This is a genomic window from Kitasatospora sp. NPDC097643 (assembly GCF_040302625.1).
Taxonomy (GTDB): domain Bacteria; phylum Actinomycetota; class Actinomycetes; order Streptomycetales; family Streptomycetaceae; genus Kitasatospora.
Genome location: NZ_JBEOSA010000054.1, coordinates 1 through 21,371, shown reverse-complemented (window position 1 = coordinate 21,371; position 21,371 = coordinate 1). Strand labels below are relative to the sequence as shown.

The following is a 21,371-nucleotide window of genomic DNA, read 5'->3' as shown; positions in this document are numbered from 1 at the left end:
CGGGCCGCGACCGGTTCTCCGGCCGGACCGTACGTCGCCCCGCGGGCGGCAACGGGCACACCCGCTGCTGGCGGATACGCTACCGGTCGTACCACGCCGGACCGGAGTCAGCCGTCGGCCGATATCAGACCGGTATCCGGACGGGGGTGCCGATCGTGACATTCCACTCACCCCGGCCCCGGGTCGCGGCCGTTCGTCCGCTACTTGCCGAGCGCGGCCTGCATCACCGCCTTGGCGATCGGTGCTGCGAGCCGGCCGCCGCTGATGCCGTCACGGTTGTTGGAGCCGTCCTCGACGACCACGGCCACCGCGACCGACTGGCCGTCGGAGTTCTTCGCCCAGGAGGTGAACCAGGCGAACGGCAGACCGGCGTTGTCCTCGCCGTGCTGTGCGGTGCCGGTCTTGCCGCCGACCTGGAGGCCGGGGATCCGGGCGTTCTTGCCGGTGCCGTTCTCGACCACCGAGACCATCATGTCCTGCATCTTCTGCGCGGTGGCCGGGCTCATCGCCTGGGAGTACTGCTTCTCGGTGTGCTTGGTGATGGTGGTCAGCGAGGCCGAGCGCTCCTGGTCGACCAGGTACGGCTGCATCAGGCTGCCGTTGTTGGCGATCGCGGCGGAGACCATGGCCATCTGCAGCGGGGTGGCCTTGGTGTCGTGCTGGCCGATCGAGTCCTGGGCGGTGCCGTCCAGGCTGGCGCTGTCGGGGAAGATGCTCTTCTCGGAGCGGACCGGGACGTCCACGGTGCTGTTGAAGCCGAACTTCTCGGCCTGCGCCCGCATCTTGTCCTTGCCGAGGTCCGCGCCGATCTTGGCGTAGACGGTGTTGCAGGACTGGTCCATCGCGGACTTGAGCGTGGCGTTCTCGCAGCGCTCGTTCGGGCTCTCGTTCTTCAGCTCGGTCTTGGTGCCCGGCAGGATGTACGGGTCCGGGGTCTGGGTCGCGTCGTCGATGTTCTGGTACAGGCCGTTCTCGAGCGCGGCGGTCGCGGTGACCAGCTTGAACGTCGAGCCGGGCGGGTACGTCCCCTTGAGCGCCCGGTTGGTCAGCGGCTGGTTGGGATCGGCGTTGAGGTCGTTCCAGGCCTTGGTCGCGGAGTCGTCGAAGCCGGTGATGGTGCCCGGGTCGAAGGACGGCGTGGAGACCAGGGCGAGGATCGCGCCGGTCTTCGGGTCCAGTGCGACGACGGCGCCCTTCTTGTTCCCCATGGCGTCGTAGGCGGCCTTCTGGACGGCGGCGTTGACCGTTGTGACGACGTCGCCGCCCTTCTTCGGCTCGCCGGTCAGCATGTCCAGGGTGTTGCGGAAGAACAGCCGGTCGTCGGTGCCGGCGAGGAAGTCGTTCTCCACCGCCTCCAGACCGACGGCCCGGAAGGACGAGTTGTACCCGGTGACCGGGGCCCACATCGGGCCGTCGACCCAGGAGCGCTTGTACTTGAAGCGCAGGCCGTCGACGAAGTCCGACTTCGTCACCGGCTGGCCGCTGGCGATGATGTTGCCGCGCGGGTGGGCGTAGCGGTCGTAGAGCGCGCGCTTGTTGTTCTTGTTGGAGGCCCAGGAGTCGGCCTGGACGCCCTGTACCCAGTTGGTGCGCACCATCAGGGCCAGGATCAGCACGAGGCAGAAGATCGAGACCCGGCGGATCGGCTTGTTCATCGGGCGGGTCCTCCCTGGCCCTCGGTGGTGGGGGCCGGTTCGGCCCCGGGTCGGCGGGCGCTGTCGCTGATCTTCAGCAGGATCGCGACCAGTGCCCAGTTGGCGACCACGGACGAACCGCCCTGGGCGAGGAACGGCATGGTCATACCGGTCAGCGGGATCAGTCCGGTGACCCCGCCGGCGACGACGAAGACCTGGAGCGCCATCGCCGACGACAGGCCGACGGCGAACAGCTTGCCGAACGGGTCGCGGGCGGCGACGGCGGTGCGCAGGCCGCGCTGGACCAGCAGGCCGTACAGCAGGAAGATCGCCATCAGGCCGGTCAGCCCGAGCTCCTCGCCGAACGAGCCCAGGATGAAGTCGCTCTTGGCGGCGAAGTCGATCAGCCAGGAGCGGCCCTGGCCGAGGCCGGAGCCGGTCACCCCGCCGGAGCCGAGTGCCATCAGCGACTGGCCGATCTGCTCGGTGGCACCCTTCGGCGGGTTCGGGCCGAAGGCGGCCATCGGGTCGAGCCAGGCGTCGATGCGGACCTTGACGTGGCTGGCGGTGGACGCGACCGCGACCGCGCCGCCGACCGACATCAGCAGGCCGAACAGGATCCAGCTGGTCCGTTCGGTGGCGACGTAGAGCATCACCACGAACAGGCCGAAGAACAGGAAGGACGTGCCGAGGTCGTTCTCGAAGATCAGGATCAGCAGGCTGAGCAGCCAGATCACGATGATCGGGCCGAGGTCGCGGCCGCGCGGCAGGTAGAGGCCCATGAAGCGGCGGCTGGCCAGGGCCAGGGCGTCCCGCTTGACCATCAGGTAGCCGGCGAAGAACACGGTCAGGATGATCTTGGCGAACTCGCCGGGCTGGATGGAGAAGCTGCCCATCCGGATCCAGATCTTCGCGCCGAAGTCCTCCGCCCGGGCCGGGAAGAAGGCCGGCGCGGCGAGCAGGACCAGCGCCACCACCATCGAGATGTAGGTGTACCGCTGGAGGACCCGGTGGTCCTTCAGGAAGACCATCACGGCGATGAACAGGGCGACCCCGAGGGCCGACCACATCAGCTGGTTGGCCGCGGCGGGGTAGTTGTTGTGCAGCAGCTTCCCGGCCTTGTCCAGCCGCCAGATCATCACCACGCCGAGCCCGTTGAGCAGGGCGGCGATCGGCAGCATCAGCGGGTCCGCGTACGGCGCGAAGCGGCGCACCAGCAGGTGCGCGACCAGCGCCAGCGAGCCCATGCCGAGCCCGTAGCCGAGCATCCCGCCGGGCAGTGCCGCGTCCATCGCGAGGCCCACGTTGGCGTACGCCAGGACCGGCAGCAGGACGGCGAAGGCCAGCAGCGCCAGCTCGGTGTTGCGCCGGTTCGGCGCCCCCTGCGGCGAGATGGTGGTGTTGCCCCGGCGCCGGGGGCCGGGGCGGTCGGCCCCGGTCCGGCGCTCGCCGGACCGCCCGGTGGAGCCGCTCAGGTCGTAGGTGCTCACGTGGTGACCGCTCCCTGACGGCCGGCAAGCCCGCGCCGGGCGGGCCTATGTCGGATCACGGACGTCACTGCTTCGGGCAGGAGTCGGCCTTGCTGCGCTCCTCCTCGGTCAGACCGGGCAGGTCGCCGGGGGTGCTCGCGGCCGGGGTGGTCGCGTTCGGCGTGGGCGCGGTGGTGCCCGGCGCCGTCGGGGCCGGGGTGGCCGAGGGCGTGGGCGTGGTGGTCGGGGCGGGTGCCCCGGCCGCCGGGCCGCGGGTCTTCTCGCCCGGGGTGGGCGAGGTCACCGTGAACGCGGCGTGGGTGGCCTGGGTGGGCGCGGTGGTCGGGGCAGCGGCCGCGGCGCCGGCCGCGGTCGGGTTCGCCTGGGTGGCCCGTGCGTCGGCGACCTTGCGGCACAGCTTGACCCAGCCGTCCAGCTCCTGGACGGTCGTGTTGGCGTCGTTCAGGCTGCCGACCGAGATCGTCTTGTTGACGTGGCCGCGCTGGTCCTGCGGCAGGTACTTGAGCTCGACGTCCTTGTACGTGGTGTGCACCGAGGACAGGCTCAGGCCGGCCAGGCTCTGGTTGAGGCCCTGGTAGACCGCGACGTGGTCGCCGTCCTCGCCGACGTAGTACTGGTCCTGGGTCCACTGGTAGCCGAAGAACCCGGCGCCGCCGAGCAGGCCGAGGGTGACCAGGACGGCGATCGAGACGGTCAGGCCCCGGCGCTTGCGCCGGCGCGGCCGTCCGCCGCTGCCGCCCTCCTCCTCGTCGAACTCCTCGGTGCCGTACACCGAGGGCTCGGCCGCGGGGTAGCCGTACCCCTCGGTGTAGCCCTCGGCCGGGCCGAAGTCGCCCTGGGCGGCGCCGTAGCCCTCCTGGTAGCCCTCGGCGGGGCCGAAGGCGCCCTGCGGGGCGCGCCCGAGGCCGGCCGCGCGGCCGGCCGGGGTGTCGGCGATCGAACGGTCGGCGGCGGCCGAGGACGGCGGGGTGTCGGCGACCGCGCCGACCACCACCGGGACGTCGTTGAACTGGCTGCTCATGGTGTCCGTGGCGCCGACGTCGATGACGTCCGCCACGATGCAGGTGATGTTGTCCGGACCGCCGCCGCGCAGCGCGAGCTCGATGAGCTCCTGCACGGTCTGCTCGGGCGCGTAGAAGCTGCCGAGGGTGTTCTGCAGGGTCTGGTGGCTCACCGGGCCGGAGAGGCCGTCGGAGCAGATCAGGTAGCGGTCACCGGCCCGGACCTCGCGGATCGACAGGTCGGGCTCGACCTGGCCGCGGCCGTCGAGCGCCCGCATCAGCAGCGAGCGCTGCGGGTGGGTCTCGGCCTCCTCCGGGGTGATCCGGCCCTCGTCGACCAGGCGCTGCACCCAGGTGTGGTCCTGGGTGATCTGCACCAGGGCACCGTCGCGCAGCAGGTAGGCGCGGGAGTCGCCGACGTGCACCAGGCCCATCCGCTGGCCGGTCCAGAGCATGGCGGTGAGCGTGCAGCCCATGCCCTCCAGCTGCGGGTCCTCCTCGACCATCTGCCGGAGCCGGTCGTTGGCGCCCTGGACGGCGTCGCCCAGCAGGGTCAGCAGGTCGGCGCCCGGCACGTCCTCGTCCAGGCGGACGATCGAGCCGAGCACCTCGGAGGACGCGACCTCGCCGGCCGCGGCGCCGCCCATGCCGTCGGCCACGGCCAGCAGCCGCGGCCCGGCGTAGCCGGAGTCCTCGTTCCCCTCCCGGATCAGTCCCTTGTGGGAGCCGGCGGCGAAGCGCAGCACCAGGGTCATGCGACCTGTGCCCCCCTCTGGGTCATGGACGGGATGCTGTCCCTCATGCGCTGACTACTTCCGCAGTTCGATGACGGTCCTGCCGATACGGATCGGCATGCCCGGCTGGAGCGGGGTGGGCGCGGTCAGGCGCTGCCGGTCCAGATAGGTGCCGTTGGTGGAGCCTAGATCCTCGACCGTCCACTGCCCAGTCTGATCCGGATAGATCCTGGCATGCCGGGACGACGCGTAGTCGTCGTCCAGCACGATGGTCGAGTCGTGCGCGCGGCCGAGCGTGATGGTCTGGCCCTGCAACGCGACGGTCGTGCCGGCCAGCGAGCCCTGCACCACGACGAGCTGGGTCGGGGCGCCGCGACGGCGGCCGCCGCCCTGGGTCTGGCCCGCCGCGGCGGGGGCCGGGGCGGCCTGCGCGGGGCGGCCGGTGGCCACGGTGGTGGCGGCGCTGCTCGCGGCGGCGGCGTTCGCGCCGCGGCGGGACGGGCGCGGGTTCACCTTGGTGCCGAACAGGTCGCTGCGGATCACCTGGATCGCGACGATGACGAACAGCCACAGCACGGCCAGGAAGCCCAGCCGCATGACCGTGAGGGTCAGTTCTGACACGGCCGGCCCGCCCGTCGGTGAGTGAGGCGCGCGAACAACTCGGACACTACCCTTCGACCTGTCGGTAGACGATGGTGGTGGAGCCCACGACGATGCGGGAGCCGTCGCGGAGCGTAGCGCGCTGGGTGTGCTGTCCGTCCACCACGATGCCGTTCGTGGACCCCAGGTCGAGGACCATCGAAGGGGTGCCGGGGCGGATCTCGGCGTGCTTGCGGGACACCCCCGGGTCGTCGATCCGCACGTCCGCCTCGGTCGAGCGGCCGAGGACGCAGGCCGCGCCGGAGATCTGGTGGCGGGCGCCGTTCACCTCGATCCAGCGGCGGACCGAGGTGCCGTGCCCGGCGCCGGGGAAGGCCCGGACGTTGCCGCCGGCGGGCGAGGGCGGACCGGCGGGCATCGCCGGGGGCGCGGCCGGCGGCGGGGGCGCGCTGAACTGGCCGCCGCCCGGCTGCTGCCACGGTGCGCCGGGGGCGGGGGCGGCCGGCTGGCGGTCGTAGCCGGGCTGCGGCTGGGCGTAGCCCGGCTGGGCCTGCTGCGGCTCCTCGGCGGCCAGGGTGCGGCTGCGCACCCGGTACAGGCCGGTGTCCAGGTCGTCCGCCTTCTCCAGGTTCACCTGGAGCGGGCCCATGAAGGTGTACCGCTGGGCCTCCGCGTACTCGCGGACCATGCCGGCCAGTTCGGTGCCCAGCTGGCCGGAGTAGGGGCTCAGCCGCTCGTGGTCGTGCGGGCTCAGCTCGACGATGAAGTCGTTCGGCACGACGGTGCGGTCGCGGTTCCAGATGCTCGCGTTGTTGTCGCACTCGCGCTGCAGCGCTCCGGCGATCTCCACGGGCTGGACCTCGGACTTGAACACCTTGGCGAAGGTGCCGTTGACGAGACCCTCAAGTCGCTGCTCGAACTTCTTCAGCACTCCCATGGGGCACCCCCTTCCAGGGTTCGTTCGCCTGCCTGCCGACCGGTTCCCCCGGGGGAACCGGCCACGCCTACTTGCGGTACTTCCGTACTGATCGTATCCACGCCGGGCTCTTCCGTACGGTTCCCGGACCGCGTCGTGCCCGGGGGTGGGCTCGGACACACAGGGTGACGCATGTCGGGTACGGCACGCCAGGTGTGCCCGCCCCGGCGGCCTCCGCCGGCCCGCTCGCCTGTTCGTCGCCCAGCCGTTCGGATGCGTTCGGTGTCCACGGGAAAGGGATTCGGAGCCACCGCCCAGGTCGTGCTACTGTTTTCCACGTCGGAAGGGCCGCCCGAAAGGGAAGCCGGTCGAAGAAGCGCGAAGACCACATGGTATCGAGCGGTTCGGATGATCGGTCGGCAATGAGGACAACACCCATGCGCGGGTGGCGGAATAGGCAGACGCGCTGGATTCAGGTTCCAGTGCCCGAAAGGGCGTGGGGGTTCAACTCCCCCCTCGCGCACAGCGAAGCCCCGCAGATCGAAAGATCTGCGGGGCTTTCTCGTTCTCCCCCGGGCCCCTCCCGGTCCCGCCGGTGCCGGCCCCCGGCGGGACGCGGTCGGTCAGGACCGGGTGGCGGGGAGTTCGGCGCGGACCTCGAAGCCGCCGTCCTGGGTCGGGCCGGCGATGAGGCTGCCGCCCAGGAGCTGGGCGCGCTCGCGCAGGCCGACCAGGCCGTGGCCGCCGCCGGGCAGGATCTCGGCCGGCCGCCCCGGCGGCGCGTCGTTGCGGACCTCGACCCGCAGCCGACGCCCCTTGGCCCGGACCTTCACGTGCACGGCCGCCTCCGGGGCGTACTTGGTGATGTTGGTCAGGGCCTCCTGGACGGTGCGGTAGGCGGCCCGCTCGACCGCCTCCGGCCACGGGCGGTCGCCGGGGTTCAGCTCGGACTCGGCGGTCAGACCGCTCTCCTCGATCAGCCGGGGCAGGTCGGCCAGCCGGGGCTGCGGGGCGAGCGGGGCGTCCGGGCGGGGGCCCCCGGTGCTGCGCAGCACCCCGACCATCTGCCGCAGTTCGTCCAGGGTGCGGACGGACAGCTCGCGGATGGTGCGGGCGGTGTGCGCGGCGGCCGGGTCGCCGGTGCTGACCTGGAGCGCGCCGGCCTGGATGCTGATCAGGCTGACCTGGTGCGAGACCACGTCGTGCATCTCCCGGGCCAGCCGGCCGCGCTCGCTGATCAGCACCCGCTCGGCGAGCAGCCGGCTCTCCCGCTCCTGGCCGCGGGTCAGCTCGTCCAGGCGCGCCGCGAGCTCCCGCCGGGTGCGGGCGAGCAGCCCGGTGGCGGCCGGGCCGGCGGCCAGCATGATCGCCTGGATGGCGTCGAGGGCGGTGCCGCGGGTCAGCTCGAAGATCTGGTCGGGCAGCGGCCAGTGGAAGAACTCGACCAGGGTGAACAGGGTCGCGCAGGGCACCAGGACCCGGGGGTTCGGGCGCTCCGACGCCACCGTGTAGACGGCGGTCATCGGGGCGAGCCAGATGTCGTTCACGTAGCTGCCGGGCATGGTGAGCAGCAGCACCGTGACCGGGAAGCGCCGGCGCCAGAGCAGCGCGACGGCGGCCAGCGTGGAGAGCGCCACTTGCCACCAGGCGGCGTCCCGGGCCACCAGGGCGGCGTCCAGCAGCGAGTACAGCGCGGGCAGCAGCAGCATCAGCCACGGCGCGGTGCACCAGGCCGGGAGCCGTCTGGACGGCAGCTGGTCGGCGGCCGTCATGCCCCGTCGCCGGGCTTCGGCCGGACCAGCCCGGCCCGGTGGGCGAGCACGGCCGCCTGGACCCGGTTGGCGGCGCCGAGCTTGCCGAGGATCGCGCTGATGTGGTCCTTGACGGTGCCGGTGCCGAGGAACAGCCGGTCGGCGATCTCGGCGTTGGACAGGCCCTCGCCGAGCAGGGCCAGGACGTCGAGCTCCCGGCCGGTGAGGGTGCGGGCGAGCGCGCTGGCGTCGGCGTCCGGGCCGCCGCCGTCCACATAGCCGCCGATCACGGTGCGGGTGACGGTCGGGGAGAGGATGTTGCCGCCGGCCGCGAGCACCCGGACGGCGTGCACCAGCTGCTCGGGGGCAGTGTCCTTGAGCAGGAAGCCGGCGGCGCCGGCCCGCAGCGCGGTGCCGATGTACTCGTCGCTGTCGAAGGTGGTGAGCATCGCCACGGCGGGCGGGTCCGGCAGTGCGCGCAGCCGCCGCAGCACGGAGATGCCGTCGAGGTCCGGCATCCGGATGTCGAGCAGCACCACGTGCGGGTGCAGCCGCTGGACGTGCTCCTCGGCCTGTCCGCCGGAGCAGTCGCCGACCACCTCCAGGTCGGGGGCGGAGCCGACGATGAGGCCGAGGCCGGAGCGGACCAGGATCTCGTCGTCCACGATCAGCACGCGGGTGGTGGTGATGGTGCCTCCTCGGTTCTGGCGGCCGGGTTTCGGGCGGTCCGCGTGGGTCGATTCGAGGGTAGGGGTAGCCGGGGCGGGGTGCCGAACGCTCGGGGGGTGAGGACCCCCGCCGTTCGGCGGGGGTGGGAATCCGCTACCCGGTTCACGCAATTCTCATGACGGGTGGGGAACCATGGAGTTGGCTGCCCTTTCGTCGACCTGCTCCTCCTCACGGCGGGCGGCCGCGACGAGGGCCGCCGGTCAGTCCGTCGGGCCCGTGCGGGCGCCCGGCGCCGGGCCGTTTGCGGATGCGCCCCACCATCTGATCGTTTGGAATTGAGCTGTGTCGTCCACTGTGAAGTCGGAGCCGTCCGCCACGTCCACCGGGCCCCGGCGCGTCGGCGTGCTCGACCGCTGGCGGCCGAGGGCCGCCTCGGCGTGCGTCTGGTACCTCCGGCTGTTGGCGCTGCTGAACGTCGCGACGGTGTTGCTGGTGCCCTTCCGGGACCAGGTCACCGAGCACAACGAGGGTGAGTACTTCACCCCGTACCTGATGACCTCCGGCCTGGCCAGCGCGGTGCTGTCGGTCTTCCTGGCCGTCGCGATGCGGCGGCGCAAGCGGGCCGCCTGGATCTTCAACATGGCGTTGGCCGGCCTCTTCGCGGTGCTGTACCTGCTGGCCATGGCACTGCCCGACGAGCGGTTCAACCGTCACCCGCTCAACTACTTCTCCACCGTGCTGACCTGCCTGTTCGTGCTGGCGCTGCTGGTCGGGCGGAAGGAGTTCACCTCCAAGGGCGACAGCTCCAACCCGAAGACCGCGGCCGCCACCTTCGTCGGCGGGCTGATCTTCGGCGGTGGCCTCGGCGCGCTGCTGGTCTGGGCGACCAACGAGCTGAGCGGGGCGGACTTCTGGGACCTGTACCGGTACTCGGTCGGCCGGATGATCACCATCACCCCGTCCGAGCACCTGCGGTCGGTGATCGCCGCGCCGACCTGGGTGAACGCGGTGATCAACGCGATGGGCGCGGTGCTGTTCCTGCTCGTGCTCTACGTGGCCTTCCGCAGCCCCCGGGGCAAGGAGCTGCTGACCGCCGAGGACGAGGCGCGGCTGCGCGAGCTGCTGGACAAGCAGGGCGACCGGGACTCGCTCGGCTACTTCGCGCTGCGCCGGGACAAGGCGGTGATCTTCTCCCCCAGCGGCAAGGCCGCGGTCACCTACCGGGTGATCGGCGGCGTCTCGCTCGCCTCGGGCGACCCGATCGGCGACCCGGAGGCCTGGCCCGGTGCGATCGACGCCTGGCTGGCCGAGGCCCGCGAGCACGCCTGGGCGCCGGCCGTGTCCGGCGCCTCCGAGGAGGCCGGGGTGATCTACGCCCGGCACGGGCTGGACGCGCTGGAGCTGGGCGACGAGGCGATCGTCGAGCTGGACGAGTTCTCGCTGGACGGCCGCGCGATGCGGGTGGTCCGGCAGGCCTACAACCGGGTCAAGCGGGCCGGTTACACGGTGCGGATCCGCCGGCACGAGTCCATCCCCGAGGGCGAGATGGCCGAGCTGGTGGCCAAGGCCGACCAGTGGCGCGACGGGGCGACCGAGCGTGGCTTCTCGATGGCGCTCGGCCGGCTCGGCGACCCGGGCGACGGCCGCTGCGTGATGCTGGAGTGCCACGACGGCGAGGGCGAGCTCAAGGCGCTGCTGAGCTTCGTCCCGTGGGGCCCGGACGGGCTCTCGCTGGACCTGATGCGCCGGGCCCGGGACACCGAGAACGGCCTGATGGAGTTCATGGTGATCGAGCTGCTCCAGCGGGCCGAGGAGGTCGGGCTGAAGCGGGTGTCGCTGAACTTCGCGATGTTCCGGTCGGTCTTCGAGCGGGGTTCGCGGCTCGGCGCCGGCCCGGTGCTGCGGCTGTGGCGCTCCGTCCTGGGCTTCTTCTCGCGCTGGTGGCAGATCGAGTCGCTGTACCGCGCGAACGCCAAGTACCGGCCGATCTGGATGCCCCGCTACCTGCTCTTCGAGAAGAGCAGCGAGCTGCCGCGGATCGGCATCGCGAACGCGCGGGCCGAGGGCTTCATCGTGGCGCCGAGCCTGCCCGCCCTGTTCCGGCGCCGGCACGCCGGGGCCGCCGTGGTGGCGCCCCGGGTGCCGGTGGCGGCGCGGGACGGGAAGGGGTAGCCCTCCGCCGGGGGGCGGAGGGGGCCGGATGACGACCGGACGACGAGACGTCGGACGGCCGGATGGGGGTGGGCGGGGGGCCGACTTCTCCCCCCAGAGGATGACCCCGATCCCCATCCATGCCGATGTGGATTTGTTAAGCGGCTTCTAATGTTGGAGTAGCTGAGAAGTTCGGGGATTCGGGAGAAACGGTTGTGATTCAAAGGACCCACGCGGGGGGCGTGCGAAAGGGGCCGCTGGCGACTGCCAGAACGGCCGCTGTCGCCGAGTGGGGAACGTTGTTCGGAACGGTCCGGAACGCGGTGGTGCGCAAGAAGTTCGCCGCCGTTCCGCTGGCCACCGCGGCGACGTCTCTGATCCTGCTGTTCAGCATCGTCCAGCACCTGCCGGGCGGAGAGCGTTTCGTCAATCACATCGGGGTGGTGAAGGCGGCCCTGCCGCTGGAGGTCTCGCTGCTGCGGACCCCGCTGTCCCTCTACGTACCGGCCCTGGACCTGCCGGTCTGGGGCGCGCTGGCCCAGGTGTTCGTGGTCTTCGGCATCGCCGAGATCGTGCTCGGCCGGCGGATGACCCTGGTGGTCGCCTACAGCTGCACCCTGGCGGGCACGCTGTTCGCCCGGGTCGGCGTGGCGATCGGGCCGGACCACCTGTTCGGCTTCCCGAAGTGGGTCGCCTACGTGCGGGACACCGGGCCGTCGGCCGCGGTGGTGGCGCTGGCGATCTGCATCGCCTTCCGCTGCCGGGCCTGGTTCACCGCCTCCCTGGTGGTGGCGCTGATGGTCGGCGAGGCGGTCGTGCTGCCGAACCTGGCCGGTCTGGAGCACGTCGTCGCGGTGGTCACCGCGCTGCTGATCGCCGTCTCGGTCGAGGTCTTCGGGGACTTCTGGCCGCGGGTGCTGGCCGGGGTCGGTGCCGCCACCTCGGTGGCCACGGCCGCCTCCCGGGAGGTCGCGGTCGAGGCCCGGCGCCGCCAGCCGGCGGGCGCCGTCATCCCCTGAGCGAGTCTCCACCAGGCCTGCCGGCCGGGTGCGGGCCGGTCCTCCTGCCCGTACCCGGGCGGCGGGCCGCGTCCGTACCCGGGCGTCAGGCCGGCGGCAGCGGGAGCTCGAACCAGACGACCTTGCCCACCGCCTTGCGGGCGGTGCCCCAGCGTTCGGCGAGCTTGGTGACCAGGGTCAGGCCGCGGCCGGTCTCGCCGAGCTGCTCGGCCGGCTCCAGCGAGGGCAGGTTGTGGTTGTCGTCGCTGACCTCGACCAGCAGCTTGTCCACCCGGATCAGCTGGAGCCGGACCCGGTCCCGGGCCACCCGGACGGCGTTCGTGACCAGCTCGCTCACCAGCAGTTCGGTGGTGTCGCTGAGCCCCTCCAGGTGCCAGCCGGCCAGCTGCTCGCGGACCAGCGAACGGGCCCGGCGGACCTCGCGGTGGTCCACGGTGAGGTCCCAGGTGGCCACCTCGGACGGGGCGACCCCGTCGAAGCGGGCCACCAGCAGGGCGACGTCGTCCTTGCGGTCGTCCGAGTGCAGCCGTTCCAGGACCACGTCGCAGGCCTGCTCGGGGCTCTGCTGCGGGTCGATCAGGTTGCCGCAGAGCGCGGCCAGGCCGGCTCCTATGTCACCGCCCCGGACCTCGACCAGGCCGTCGGTGCAGAGCACCAGCATCGAGCCGTCCGAGACGTCGATGGTCTTCGCGACGAAGGGCACGCCGCCGACGCCGATCGGTGCGCCGGCCGGGATCTCCAGCAGCTCGCCGGTGCCGTCCGGGTGGACCAGCACCGGGGGCACGTGGCCGGCGCTGGCCAGCTCGCAGGTCCGGTTGATCGGGTCGTAGACCGCGTACAGGCAGGTCGCGAGGTGGTCGTCGCCGAGTTTGTGGGCCAGGTTGTCCAGGTGGCGCAGCAGCTGGCCGGGCGGCAGGTCGAGCGCGGCGAGGGTCTGCATGGCCGTCCGGAAGCGGCCCATCGCGGCGGCCGAGTGCAGCCCGTGGCCCATCACGTCGCCGACCACCAGGGCCACCCGGCTGCCGGGCAGCTGGATCGCGTCGAACCAGTCGCCGCCGACCTCGGCCTTCGGGTCGCCGGGCAGGTAGCGGTGGGCGATCTGCACGCCGGGGATCTGCGGTGGGCGGGTCGGGATCATCGAGCGTTGCAGGGTGGTGGCCACCCTGGACTCGGCGCGGTGCAGCCGGGCGTTGTCCAACGAGAGCGCGGCGCGGACGGCCAGCTCCTTGAGGGTGGCGGCGTCGCTCTCGTCGAAGGGGGCGCGGTCCGGCAGCCGGAGCAGCTTGAGGATGCCCAGCACGGTGCCCCGGGCGGACAGCGGCACGACCAGCATCGAGCGGCCGGAGACCACCGGGGCCAGCCGGGCGCCGCCGAGCGCGATCGCGTAGTCGACCGCGACGTCCTCGCTGACCACCGGCACCAGGACCGGCTGGTTCAGCTGGAGGGCCATCCCGGGCGGGGTGCGGCGGGGCATGCTGACCAGCGAGCCCTCGGCGAGCACGTGGTCCCAGGCGTCGCCGGACTCGTTGTGGACCAGGGCGACCCGGCGCAGCATGGTGTCGTCGTCCGGGCGGGCGACGGGCAGCTCCGAGTCGGAGATCAGGCCGTCCACCAGGTCGACGCAGGCGAAGTCGGCGACCCGGGGGACCAGGACCTGGCAGAGCTCGTGCGCGGTGAAGCCGAGGTCCAGGGTGGTGCCGACCTTGCCGCCGACCTCGTTCAGCAGTGCCAGCTGCTCGCCGGCCTGCCCGTTGGTGAGGAACGGGCCGAGCCGCCCGGCCGGGGGCGGGCCCTCGGCGCTCGCGGGGGCGGGGACGGTGGTGCTCGGGGTCTGGTCGGCGCGGGGGGCCGGGCGCCCGTTGGCGGACGGCTCGACCGTGGACGGCTCGACGGCGGCCTGCTCGATGGCGGCTCCTCCTCCGACGGGGGACGGGACGGACGGGGTGCCCGCCGGGGCGCCGCCGACGGCGCCCGCGGGCTGACTGGCGGGCCGCTCGGCGGCCTCGCGCTGGGCCGGCAGCGGGCCGACCGGGCGGCGCCCCGCCGGGGACTGCTCGGGCTGCGGCGGGCCGAGCCGGGCGGCGCGCTGCTGGGCGGTCGGGTAGCGGCGGCCGATCCCGGCGGCCGCGTGCGCGGCGCCCGCCTGCGGGTCGGCGGGCAGCACCGGCAGCACGGTGGCCGGGTCCAGCCGCAGGGCGGGCAGTCCGGCCTGGTCCAGGACGTCCAGCAGCTGCGCCCGGCGGTCGGCCGAGCCGCCCGGCAGCAGCCGGACCAGCTGCTCGGGGACGGGCCGGCCGGGCGGGGTGAGGGCCGCGGCCAGCCGGTGGAAGCCGCCCCGGGCGGGCGGGGTGGCGGCGAACGGCAGCTGCCGCTCGCCGAGCGCCAGCCGGGGGCCGGCGGTGCGCAGCGGCCGGGCGTCGGCGGCGAGGGCGAGCAGACCGCCGGCCGGGCCGGGCAGCGGGTAGGCCCACCAGAGCACGTCGCGCAGGTGGTCCTCGCGGTCGGTGACGGGCATCTGGCCGGCCCACGGGTGGCCGTCGGCGGTCAGCGCGGCCAGGGTGTCCAGCGCGTCGCAGCGGCGGCGGACCGCGGCGGTGTGCCCGGGGGCGCCGAGCGGTTCGACGGCGGGCAGCAGGCCGCTGGCCGGGCGGTCGTTCGCGACCTCGGCGCGGTGTCCGAACAGTTCCTCGGCGGCCCTGCTCCACTGCGCGATCCGCCCGCCCCGGTCGACCAGGACGAGGGCGAGCCGGACCAGGGCGGCCACGCCCGCCGGGTGGTCACCCGGTACGGCCCCGGCGCCCGCCGGACGCGGTGTGGAGTTGGACTCGGCCACCATGGATTCGGTCTGCTCCCGCCTGGCCGCCACGCCTGGAGGCGGCCGTCTCTCCGGAGGAAGGCACGCTGTGCGGATACCAGCGAAGCACGGACCGGGCCGGGCTCGATACCGAAACGGGGAGATTCGTCAGGATCGGTTGCGTGTCGCCCGCCGAGCGCCGGTCCGCACTCCTCGTTCACCCGCTCGGGCCCTGGACGCGCGGGGGTAGGGTGGCAGGCCGGGCCGCCCCACGGCGCGGTTCGTACGAACGCAGACGGCCGGACGAGACAGAGGCGAGAAGTGACCGCGCAGAGCCCCGTCCGCTGGACGGACCCGGAGCAGCAGCAGCTGGAGGAGCAGGTCGCCGCCGCCGAACTCGCCTGGCTCAGCATGGACGTCGACGTGCAGACCCTGCGGGTCGAGATCGACAACTTCGCGCTGATCCACCACCAGCTGCTCGGCCCGCTCTACGCCCGGCTGGACGAGCTGGAGGCGCTGGTCGCCGAGGCGGTCGCGGTCCGGACCGGGCGGCCCGAGGACGTCCGGCGGGCCGCCGAGGCCCGTCGGCAGGTCGAGGAGCTCCCGGACCTGGACGCGCTGTTCGACTCCGTCCGGGAGCGGTCCGGGGAGGACGCGCAGGCGCCCGCCCCGCCGCCCGCCGCGCCGGCCCGGGTGCGCCCCGGGCGGGAGGCCCAGCGGATCTACCGCGAGCTGGTCCGCCGCGCCCACCCGGACCTCACCACCGACCCGGACGAGCAGCGGCGCCGCGAGGCCTTCCTGGCCCGGGTCAACGAGGCCTACGGACTCGGCGACGCCGCCGCGCTGGAGGGCCTGGCCGCCGAGTGGTCCACCGCACCCGAGGCGGCCCCCGCGGTGGACTCCCCCGACAGGCTGGAGTGGCTGCGCCGCCGGCTGGAGTGGCTGACCGGCAAGATCGCCGAGACCGCCACCGAGCAGGTCCGGCTGGAACGGACCCCGATGGGCCAGCTGCTCGCGCTCGCCCCGCAGGACCCGGACGGGCTGCTGGAGCAGCTCGCCGAGGAACTGCTCGCCAAGGCCGCCGCCCAGCAGGCCGAACTGGAGCGTCTGTTGGGCGACAATGGCATGGATCCCACGCACCCCCAGGAGAACCAGACGATGTTCGCGCAGATCCCCTCCGTCACCGCCGCCGCCGTGCCCGCCGACGCCGCCCTGCTGGACGTGCGGGAGCAGGACGAGTGGGACGCCGGTCACGTGGACGGCGCGCTGCACATCCCGATCGGCGAGGTGATCGCCCGGATCGGCGACCTCCCGGACGAGAAGCTGTACGTGCTCTGCCGGGTCGGCGGCCGCTCCGCGCAGGTCGTCCAGTACCTGGTGCAGCAGGGCCGGGACGCGGTCAACGTGGACGGCGGGATGTACGCCTGGGAGGGCGCCGGCCGTCCGATGGTGAGCAGCACCGGCCAGGACGCCTACGTCCTCTAGGCCCTCTCCAGGCCTCTCCGGGCCCGTCCGGGCCTGTGGCACCCCCGGCCCGGTAGGGCAGGATGGGCGCGCGACCGAGCCGGTACGGGACCGGCGGCGCCCAGCGGTGAGGGGGGAGAGCGCGCATGACGGAGGAACCGGACCGTCCGGCCGACGGCCGGGCCTGGTCGGCGCCCGCCCAGCTCGTGCTCGGCCTGGCCGCGGCGCTGCTGCTGGCCGGCACCGGGCTCTTCCTCGGCGCGGTGTTTCTGCACGTCGCGCCCGCCAACTCGGTGTCCCGGCAGTACCGGGCCGAGATCGACGGCGTGGTGTACCCGGAGTTCGAGCAGAACTGGAAGCTGTTCGCGCCCAACCCGCTCCAGCAGAACGTCGGCCTGGACGCCCGGGTGCGCACCGTCGCCGACGGCGGGGCCACCCGCACCCACGATTGGACCGGGCTCACCGCGCAGGACCTCGCGGCGATACGGGGCAACCCGGCGCCCAGCCACGTCGACCAGAACCTGCTGCGGCGGGCCTGGGACTTCTACGACGGCTCGCACAACCCGCAGGACGAGACGCTGACCAACACCCGGGGCAAGCTCGCCGAGCAGTACCTCAAGCGGATCGCGTTGCAGCGGATCGGCCGGGAGGTGGACGGCGAGCGGATCCTGGAGATCGAGTTCCGGGTGACCACGGCCACCGTCCCGCCGCCGACCTGGAGCGGCGAGGCCGTGCCGCCCGCGCCCAAGGTGCGGGAGCTGCCCTGGTGGCCGGTGGGCGACGAGGACTACCGGGGGCTCTCGTGACCGAGGTGTCGCCGCCGGTGGCGGTGGATCCGGTGACGGTGGATTCGGTGGCGGCCGAGCCGGTGTCGGTGCAGCCGTCGGAGTCGGTGGAGTCGGTGGAGTCGGTGCCGGAGGCCGGGCTGCTGGACGGCATCCCGCGCCAGGGCGGCCGGCCGCCGGCACCCGGGCGTGCGCCGGTCCGCCTGGGGTCGGTCCTGGCGGAGGCGGCCGGCCGGGCGATGGCGGTGTTCACCGGGCGCCCGCTCGGGCGGTACCAGGCCGCCGTGGTGCGGATCGGCTTCGGGCTGGTCTGGCTCGCCTACCTGCTGCGCGAGTGGCCCAACCGGCGGGTGCTGTACGGCGACCGCTCGCCCTGGTCGCCGGAGCTCGCCGAACGGCTGCTGGCCGACAACGGGGCGTTCACCGTGCTGCCCTGGTTCGACGGGCGGCCCTGGTTCGAACTGGTCTACCACCTGGGGATCCTGGCCGCCGTCGCGGTGGTGCTCGGCTGGCGCACCAGGGCCGGCACCGTGCTGTTCCTGGTCACCGTGCTGTCGCTGCAGAACCGGAACGTCTTCCTCGGCGACGGCGGCGACAACGTCGTCCACCTGATGGCGGTCTACCTGGTCTTCACCCGCTGCGCCGAGGTCTGGTCGCTGGATGCTCGACGGGCCGCGCGCGGGCCCGGCGCAGGGCCCGGCGGGGTGGTGCTCTGGGTGCTGCTCGGCGCCGCCTTGACGGTCTGCCAGCTGGGCGACTTCTCCGGCGGCAGCCTCAGCTGGACCTCCCGGACCTTCCCGTACGTCGGCTGGGCGCCGCTGTTCTGGGGGCTCTGGGCGGTGGCCGGGCTCTGGTGGCTGATCGGCCGGCTGCGGCCGGACGGCGAGCCGCGGGCGGTGCTGGACGCGCTCGCGACCATGGTGCACAACTGCGCGATGCTGGTGATCGCCGCCGAGGTGGTGCTGATCTACGCCACGGCCGGCTGGTACAAGGTGCAGGGCTCGCGTTGGCAGGACGGCACCGCGCTCTACTACCCGCTGCACCTGGACTACTTCGCGCCCTGGCCGGGGCTCTCCGCGCTGGTCGGTTCGGCGCTGCTGCCGGTCTTCCTGATCTCGTACGGCACCGTGATCGTGCAGGTGGCCTTCCCGTTCACGCTGCTCAACCGGCGGGTCAAGAACGTGCTGCTGGCGGTGATGATGGCCGAGCACGTGGGGATCGCGGTGCTGCTCGGGCTGCCGGTGTTCTCGCTCGCGATGATCGCGGCGGACGCGGTGTTCCTGCCGACCGGCGCGCTGCTGTGGCTGGGGGCGCGGGTGGGGCGGATCCGGTGGCGGAGGTCGCCGGCCGGCTAGGGCGGGCCGTGCCCTAGGGTGTTCGGTATGTCCTGGTTCGCCGCTCTTCGTGACACCGCGCGAACCGGACTCACCCTCGACCGGGCGCTGACCGACCCCAAGCGGGCCGCCCGCGGGGCGGTGGCCGTTGGCCTGGTGCTGCTCCCGGTCCTCGCCCTCGGCGGGCCCTCGCTCGCCACCTCGGCCGCGATGGGCGCCTTCATCGCCGGAACGGCCACCTTCCAGCGCAGCTTCCGCCCCCGGGCCAGCCTCGCCGTCGCGGCCGGCCTCGGGCTCGGCACCAGCACCTTCCTCGGCTACCTCGCCGCCGGGGTGGCCGGCCTCTTCCCGGTGCTGCTCGCCGTCTGGGCCTTCGCCGCCGGACTCGCCTGGGCGATCGGCCCCACCGCCGGGGTGGTCGCCGCCAACACCGTCTCGGTGATGCTGATCGTCGTCCAACTGCCGGTCAGCGCCCTCGCCGCGCTCGGCCACGGACTGATCTGCGCGCTCGGCGGCGTCGTCCAGGCCGCCGTCATCACCCTCCGGCCGATCGGCAGTTGGACCGCCCAGCGGGACGCCCTCGCCGACGCCTACGCCGAACTCGCCGACTACGCGCGCCGCTTGCGCCAGGACCCGACCGCGCACGTCGACCCGGCGCCGTTCATGACCGCCCGGCACGCCGCTGCCCTCACCCCCTGGCAGGACCGCCACCGGCCGCCCGAACTGCGCGGGCTGCGCGGTATCGCCGAACGCATCAGGCCCACCCTGGCCGCACTGGCCGACCCCAAGGTCGGTGCCCCGGCGGAAGGACCCGAACGCGACCGCGCCCGGGAGGTGCTGGCCGCCGCCGCCGAGGCCATGGACGCCCTCGCCCGGGCCATCCGCACCGGCGACCCCGTCCGGCTGCCCCGCTCGGCGGACGCGCTCACGCTGGCCGCCCCGGACGACGCGCCGAAGCTGCGGGGGGCCGCCCGGCGCTCCGCCCGGCGGCTCGGCGGGCTGCTGCGCAAGGCCGCCGACGCCCTCGACCGCGGCGACGAGGACACCATCAGCACCCCCGTGGTCGGAGCCGGTGGCGCCCTCCACAAGCCGCCGCTGTTCCGCATGCTGCCGGTCGCGCTGCGGGCGGTGCGGCGTCAGGCCCGGCCGCGTTCGGCGGTGTTCCAGCACGCCGTCCGGCTCACCGGGGTGGTCGTCCTCGCCTACCTGCTGGCGCGGCTGGCCGGGTTCCACCACGGGTACTGGGCGCCGATGACCGCCGCCATGGTGATGCGGCCGGACTTCGCGCAGACCTACAGCCGCGGGGTCGCCCGGCTGGCCGGCACCGTCGTCGGCGTGGGCGTCTCCACGCTGGTGGTGCAGCTCGCCCACCCGGGCGAGTGGGTGCTGGCCGCGCTCGCCGTGCTCTGCATCGGCGGGGCGTACCTGACGCTGCGGACCGGGTACGCGCTGATGACGGTCGGGATCTCGTCCTACGTGGTCTTCCTGCTCGGGCTCCAGGCCGGGGACCCGCTGGCCACCGCCGTCGAACGGGTCGGGCTCACGCTGCTCGGCGGATCCGTCGCGCTGCTCGCCTACGCGCTCTTCCCCACCTGGCAGACCGCGCGGCTCGGCGAACGGCTCGCCGAATGGCTGGCCGCCGCCGGGCGGTACGCGGCGGCCGTCATCGCCTGCTACGAGAACCCGGCCGCGCCGCGCGGCCGGACCGTGCGCTCGGCGCTGCTGGACTCCCGGGAGGCGCGCTCCGAACTGCTCCAGGCGATCCAGCGGGCCGACGCCGAGCCCGGCCGGCACGAGACCGGGCTGCCCGGGGTGAACCGGCGCCAGATCGACCGGGCCCGGGCGGCGGTCGGACACCTCGGGCGGGTCGCGGTGCTGCTGGAGGCCCACCTGCCGGCCGCCGACGCCGATCCGGTGCCGGGGACGGCGGAGTTCGCGGAGGAGCTCCGGCTGGCCACGGCGCTCGCCGGGGCGGCGCTGCTGACCGGGCGGCCGGTGGAGTTCGCCGAGGTGCGGGAGGCGCAGGCGCGGCTGGAGGAACGGCTGGCGGCGGCGCCGGCGGGGGTGCAGCGGGACGTCGTGCGGGCGGGCACCCGGCTGCTGGGGCAGGCGCTGAGGGACCTGGAGCGGGCGCTGCGGGGACGGGAGGACGTCCAGGGGGTGCCGGAGGGCAGGGCACGGTAGCCGTGGGCCGGGTGGGAGAGTGGGGGGATGGACGACGAGGTGGTGCGGGGCTGGCGGGCGGTGGAGCGGGAGCCGGGGACGGTGCTGCTGGACGGGTTCCACGCGTTGAAGCACGCGCTGCGCTTCGGCGGGGACGTCCGGCGGGTGCTGACGGCCGACCGGGGGGCCTTGCTGGCGCTCGCGGGGGAGCTGGCCGAGGACGTCGCCCCCGCGCTGGAGCGGCTCGCGGAGGAGCTGCCGGAGGCGGCGCTGCGGACGCTGGCGCCCCGGCTGCACCCGACCGGGGTGATCGCGCTGGCCGTACGGCCGTCCGCCGCGGCCAACCGGGCGGTGCTGGCCGAGCCGTCGCGCCGGGCGCCGGTGGTGCTGCTGGAGAACCCGCGAAACCTGGGCAACGTCGGGGCGGTGATCCGGCTGGCGGCCGGGTTCGGGGCCACCGGGGTGGTCACCACCGGGGACCTGGACCCCTGGCACCCGACCGTGGTCCGGGGCAGCGCGGGCCTGCACTTCGCCACGGCGGTCGAGCGGCTCGCCCTGCCTGAGCTGCCCGCCGGGCCGCTGTACGTGCTGGACCCGGAGGGCGCGGACATCCGCACGCTGCCGTTCCCGGACGACGCGCTGCTGGCCTTCGGCACCGAGCGGCACGGCGTCTCGGCGGAGCTGAAGGCGCGCGCCGACCGGCTGGTCGCGGTGCCGATGCAGCCGGGGGTGTCCAGCTTCAACCTGGCGACCAGCGTCGCGATGGGGCTGTTCCACTGGATGTCGGGCCGCCCGCCGTGGCTGCCTCGCAGGACCGGGAACGGGTGGTCGCCGAGCGTGCGGTCAGTGGCCCACCCAGCCGAACC

15 protein-coding genes and 1 tRNA gene are annotated in these 21,371 nt (G+C 73.8%); 8 read left to right on the top strand and 8 right to left on the bottom strand.

Annotated features, from left to right (window positions below):
- Window positions 1-200 precede the first annotated feature (200 nt).
- The 5 genes from ABTY15_RS28555 to ABTY15_RS28535 all read right to left on the bottom strand — a co-directional run bounded on the left by ABTY15_RS28555 (window position 201) and on the right by ABTY15_RS28535 (window position 6,396).
- On the bottom strand, window positions 201-1,655 hold the full coding sequence (locus ABTY15_RS28555) for a peptidoglycan D,D-transpeptidase FtsI family protein (RefSeq protein ID WP_350601647.1): 1,455 nt from the start codon (window positions 1,653-1,655) through the stop codon (window positions 201-203).
- Window positions 1,652-3,028 (bottom strand): FtsW/RodA/SpoVE family cell cycle protein, encoded by a 1,377-nt coding sequence (locus tag ABTY15_RS28550; protein WP_350601775.1) that lies wholly within the window; start codon window positions 3,026-3,028, stop codon window positions 1,652-1,654. The genes ABTY15_RS28555 and ABTY15_RS28550 overlap by 4 nt, the downstream gene beginning before the upstream one ends.
- A gap of 160 nt (window positions 3,029-3,188) precedes the next feature.
- Window positions 3,189-4,880 (bottom strand): PP2C family protein-serine/threonine phosphatase, encoded by a 1,692-nt coding sequence (locus ABTY15_RS28545; RefSeq protein WP_350601642.1) that lies wholly within the window; start codon window positions 4,878-4,880, stop codon window positions 3,189-3,191.
- Between the two features lie 54 nt (window positions 4,881-4,934).
- Window positions 4,935-5,480 (bottom strand): FHA domain-containing protein FhaB/FipA, encoded by a 546-nt coding sequence (locus ABTY15_RS28540; protein ID WP_350601639.1) that lies wholly within the window; start codon window positions 5,478-5,480, stop codon window positions 4,935-4,937.
- Between the two features lie 46 nt (window positions 5,481-5,526).
- The gene (locus tag ABTY15_RS28535) at window positions 5,527-6,396 is read right to left on the bottom strand and encodes an FHA domain-containing protein (RefSeq protein ID WP_350601634.1); all 870 of its coding nucleotides are present in this window, start codon (window positions 6,394-6,396) and stop codon (window positions 5,527-5,529) included.
- 418 nt (window positions 6,397-6,814) lie between these two features.
- On the opposite strand from ABTY15_RS28535, the gene ABTY15_RS28530 reads away from it, so the two are divergent.
- A tRNA-Leu gene (locus ABTY15_RS28530) sits at window positions 6,815-6,898 on the top strand.
- 100 nt (window positions 6,899-6,998) lie between these two features.
- Here ABTY15_RS28530 and ABTY15_RS28525 read toward each other — a convergent pair.
- On the bottom strand, window positions 6,999-8,147 hold the full coding sequence (locus ABTY15_RS28525) for a sensor histidine kinase (protein ID WP_350601630.1): 1,149 nt from the start codon (window positions 8,145-8,147) through the stop codon (window positions 6,999-7,001).
- Window positions 8,144-8,797: a response regulator gene (locus ABTY15_RS28520; RefSeq protein ID WP_502893614.1), complete on the bottom strand. Its 654-nt coding sequence runs from the start codon at window positions 8,795-8,797 to the stop codon at window positions 8,144-8,146. Before ABTY15_RS28520 ends, ABTY15_RS28525 begins: the two co-directional genes overlap by 4 nt.
- A gap of 340 nt (window positions 8,798-9,137) precedes the next feature.
- On the opposite strand from ABTY15_RS28520, the gene ABTY15_RS28515 reads away from it, so the two are divergent.
- Window positions 9,138-10,967, top strand: a complete 1,830-nt coding sequence (locus ABTY15_RS28515) for a phosphatidylglycerol lysyltransferase domain-containing protein (RefSeq protein WP_502893612.1) — start codon at window positions 9,138-9,140, stop codon at window positions 10,965-10,967.
- 305 nt (window positions 10,968-11,272) lie between these two features.
- A complete protein-coding gene (locus tag ABTY15_RS28510; protein ID WP_350601627.1) occupies window positions 11,273-11,965 on the top strand; it encodes a hypothetical protein in 693 nt (230 codons plus the stop codon).
- Between the two features lie 85 nt (window positions 11,966-12,050).
- Here the strand turns inward: ABTY15_RS28510 and ABTY15_RS28505 are convergent, their stop codons facing one another.
- On the bottom strand, window positions 12,051-14,831 hold the full coding sequence (locus ABTY15_RS28505) for an ATP-binding SpoIIE family protein phosphatase (RefSeq protein WP_350601623.1): 2,781 nt from the start codon (window positions 14,829-14,831) through the stop codon (window positions 12,051-12,053).
- Between the two features lie 249 nt (window positions 14,832-15,080).
- Here ABTY15_RS28505 and ABTY15_RS28500 point away from each other — a divergent pair, with 249 nt between their 5' ends.
- The 5 genes from ABTY15_RS28500 to ABTY15_RS28480 form a co-directional block, all read left to right on the top strand.
- The gene (locus ABTY15_RS28500) at window positions 15,081-16,244 is read left to right on the top strand and encodes a rhodanese-like domain-containing protein (protein ID WP_350601620.1); all 1,164 of its coding nucleotides are present in this window, start codon (window positions 15,081-15,083) and stop codon (window positions 16,242-16,244) included.
- A gap of 125 nt (window positions 16,245-16,369) precedes the next feature.
- Window positions 16,370-17,029, top strand: coding sequence for a DUF5819 family protein (locus ABTY15_RS28495; RefSeq protein ID WP_350601615.1), 660 nt, complete (start codon window positions 16,370-16,372; stop codon window positions 17,027-17,029).
- Window positions 17,026-18,363, top strand: coding sequence for an HTTM domain-containing protein (locus ABTY15_RS28490; protein ID WP_502893611.1), 1,338 nt, complete (start codon window positions 17,026-17,028; stop codon window positions 18,361-18,363). Before ABTY15_RS28495 ends, ABTY15_RS28490 begins: the two co-directional genes overlap by 4 nt.
- Before the next feature lie 27 nt (window positions 18,364-18,390).
- Window positions 18,391-20,526 carry an FUSC family protein gene (locus tag ABTY15_RS28485; protein WP_350601612.1) on the top strand — a complete coding sequence of 712 codons (2,136 nt, stop codon included), beginning with the start codon at window positions 18,391-18,393 and terminating at the stop codon, window positions 20,524-20,526.
- 27 nt (window positions 20,527-20,553) lie between these two features.
- Window positions 20,554-21,371: TrmH family RNA methyltransferase (locus tag ABTY15_RS28480; RefSeq protein ID WP_350601609.1), on the top strand; the 818-nt coding region annotated here is incomplete at its 3' end.

What these genes read in the sequence shown, in the direction of transcription:
- ABTY15_RS28555 (WP_350601647.1), bottom strand. Translation starts at nt 1,655, where the DNA reads ATGAACAAGCCGATCCGCCGGGTCTCGATCTTCTGCCTCGTGCTGATC.
- ABTY15_RS28545 (WP_350601642.1), bottom strand. Translation starts at nt 4,880, where the DNA reads ATGACCCTGGTGCTGCGCTTCGCCGCCGGCTCCCACAAGGGACTGATC.
- ABTY15_RS28535 (WP_350601634.1), bottom strand. Translation starts at nt 6,396, where the DNA reads ATGGGAGTGCTGAAGAAGTTCGAGCAGCGACTTGAGGGTCTCGTCAAC.
- ABTY15_RS28525 (WP_350601630.1), bottom strand. Translation starts at nt 8,147, where the DNA reads ATGACGGCCGCCGACCAGCTGCCGTCCAGACGGCTCCCGGCCTGGTGC.
- ABTY15_RS28495 (WP_350601615.1), top strand. Translation starts at nt 16,370, where the DNA reads ATGACGGAGGAACCGGACCGTCCGGCCGACGGCCGGGCCTGGTCGGCG.
- ABTY15_RS28485 (WP_350601612.1), top strand. Translation starts at nt 18,391, where the DNA reads ATGTCCTGGTTCGCCGCTCTTCGTGACACCGCGCGAACCGGACTCACC.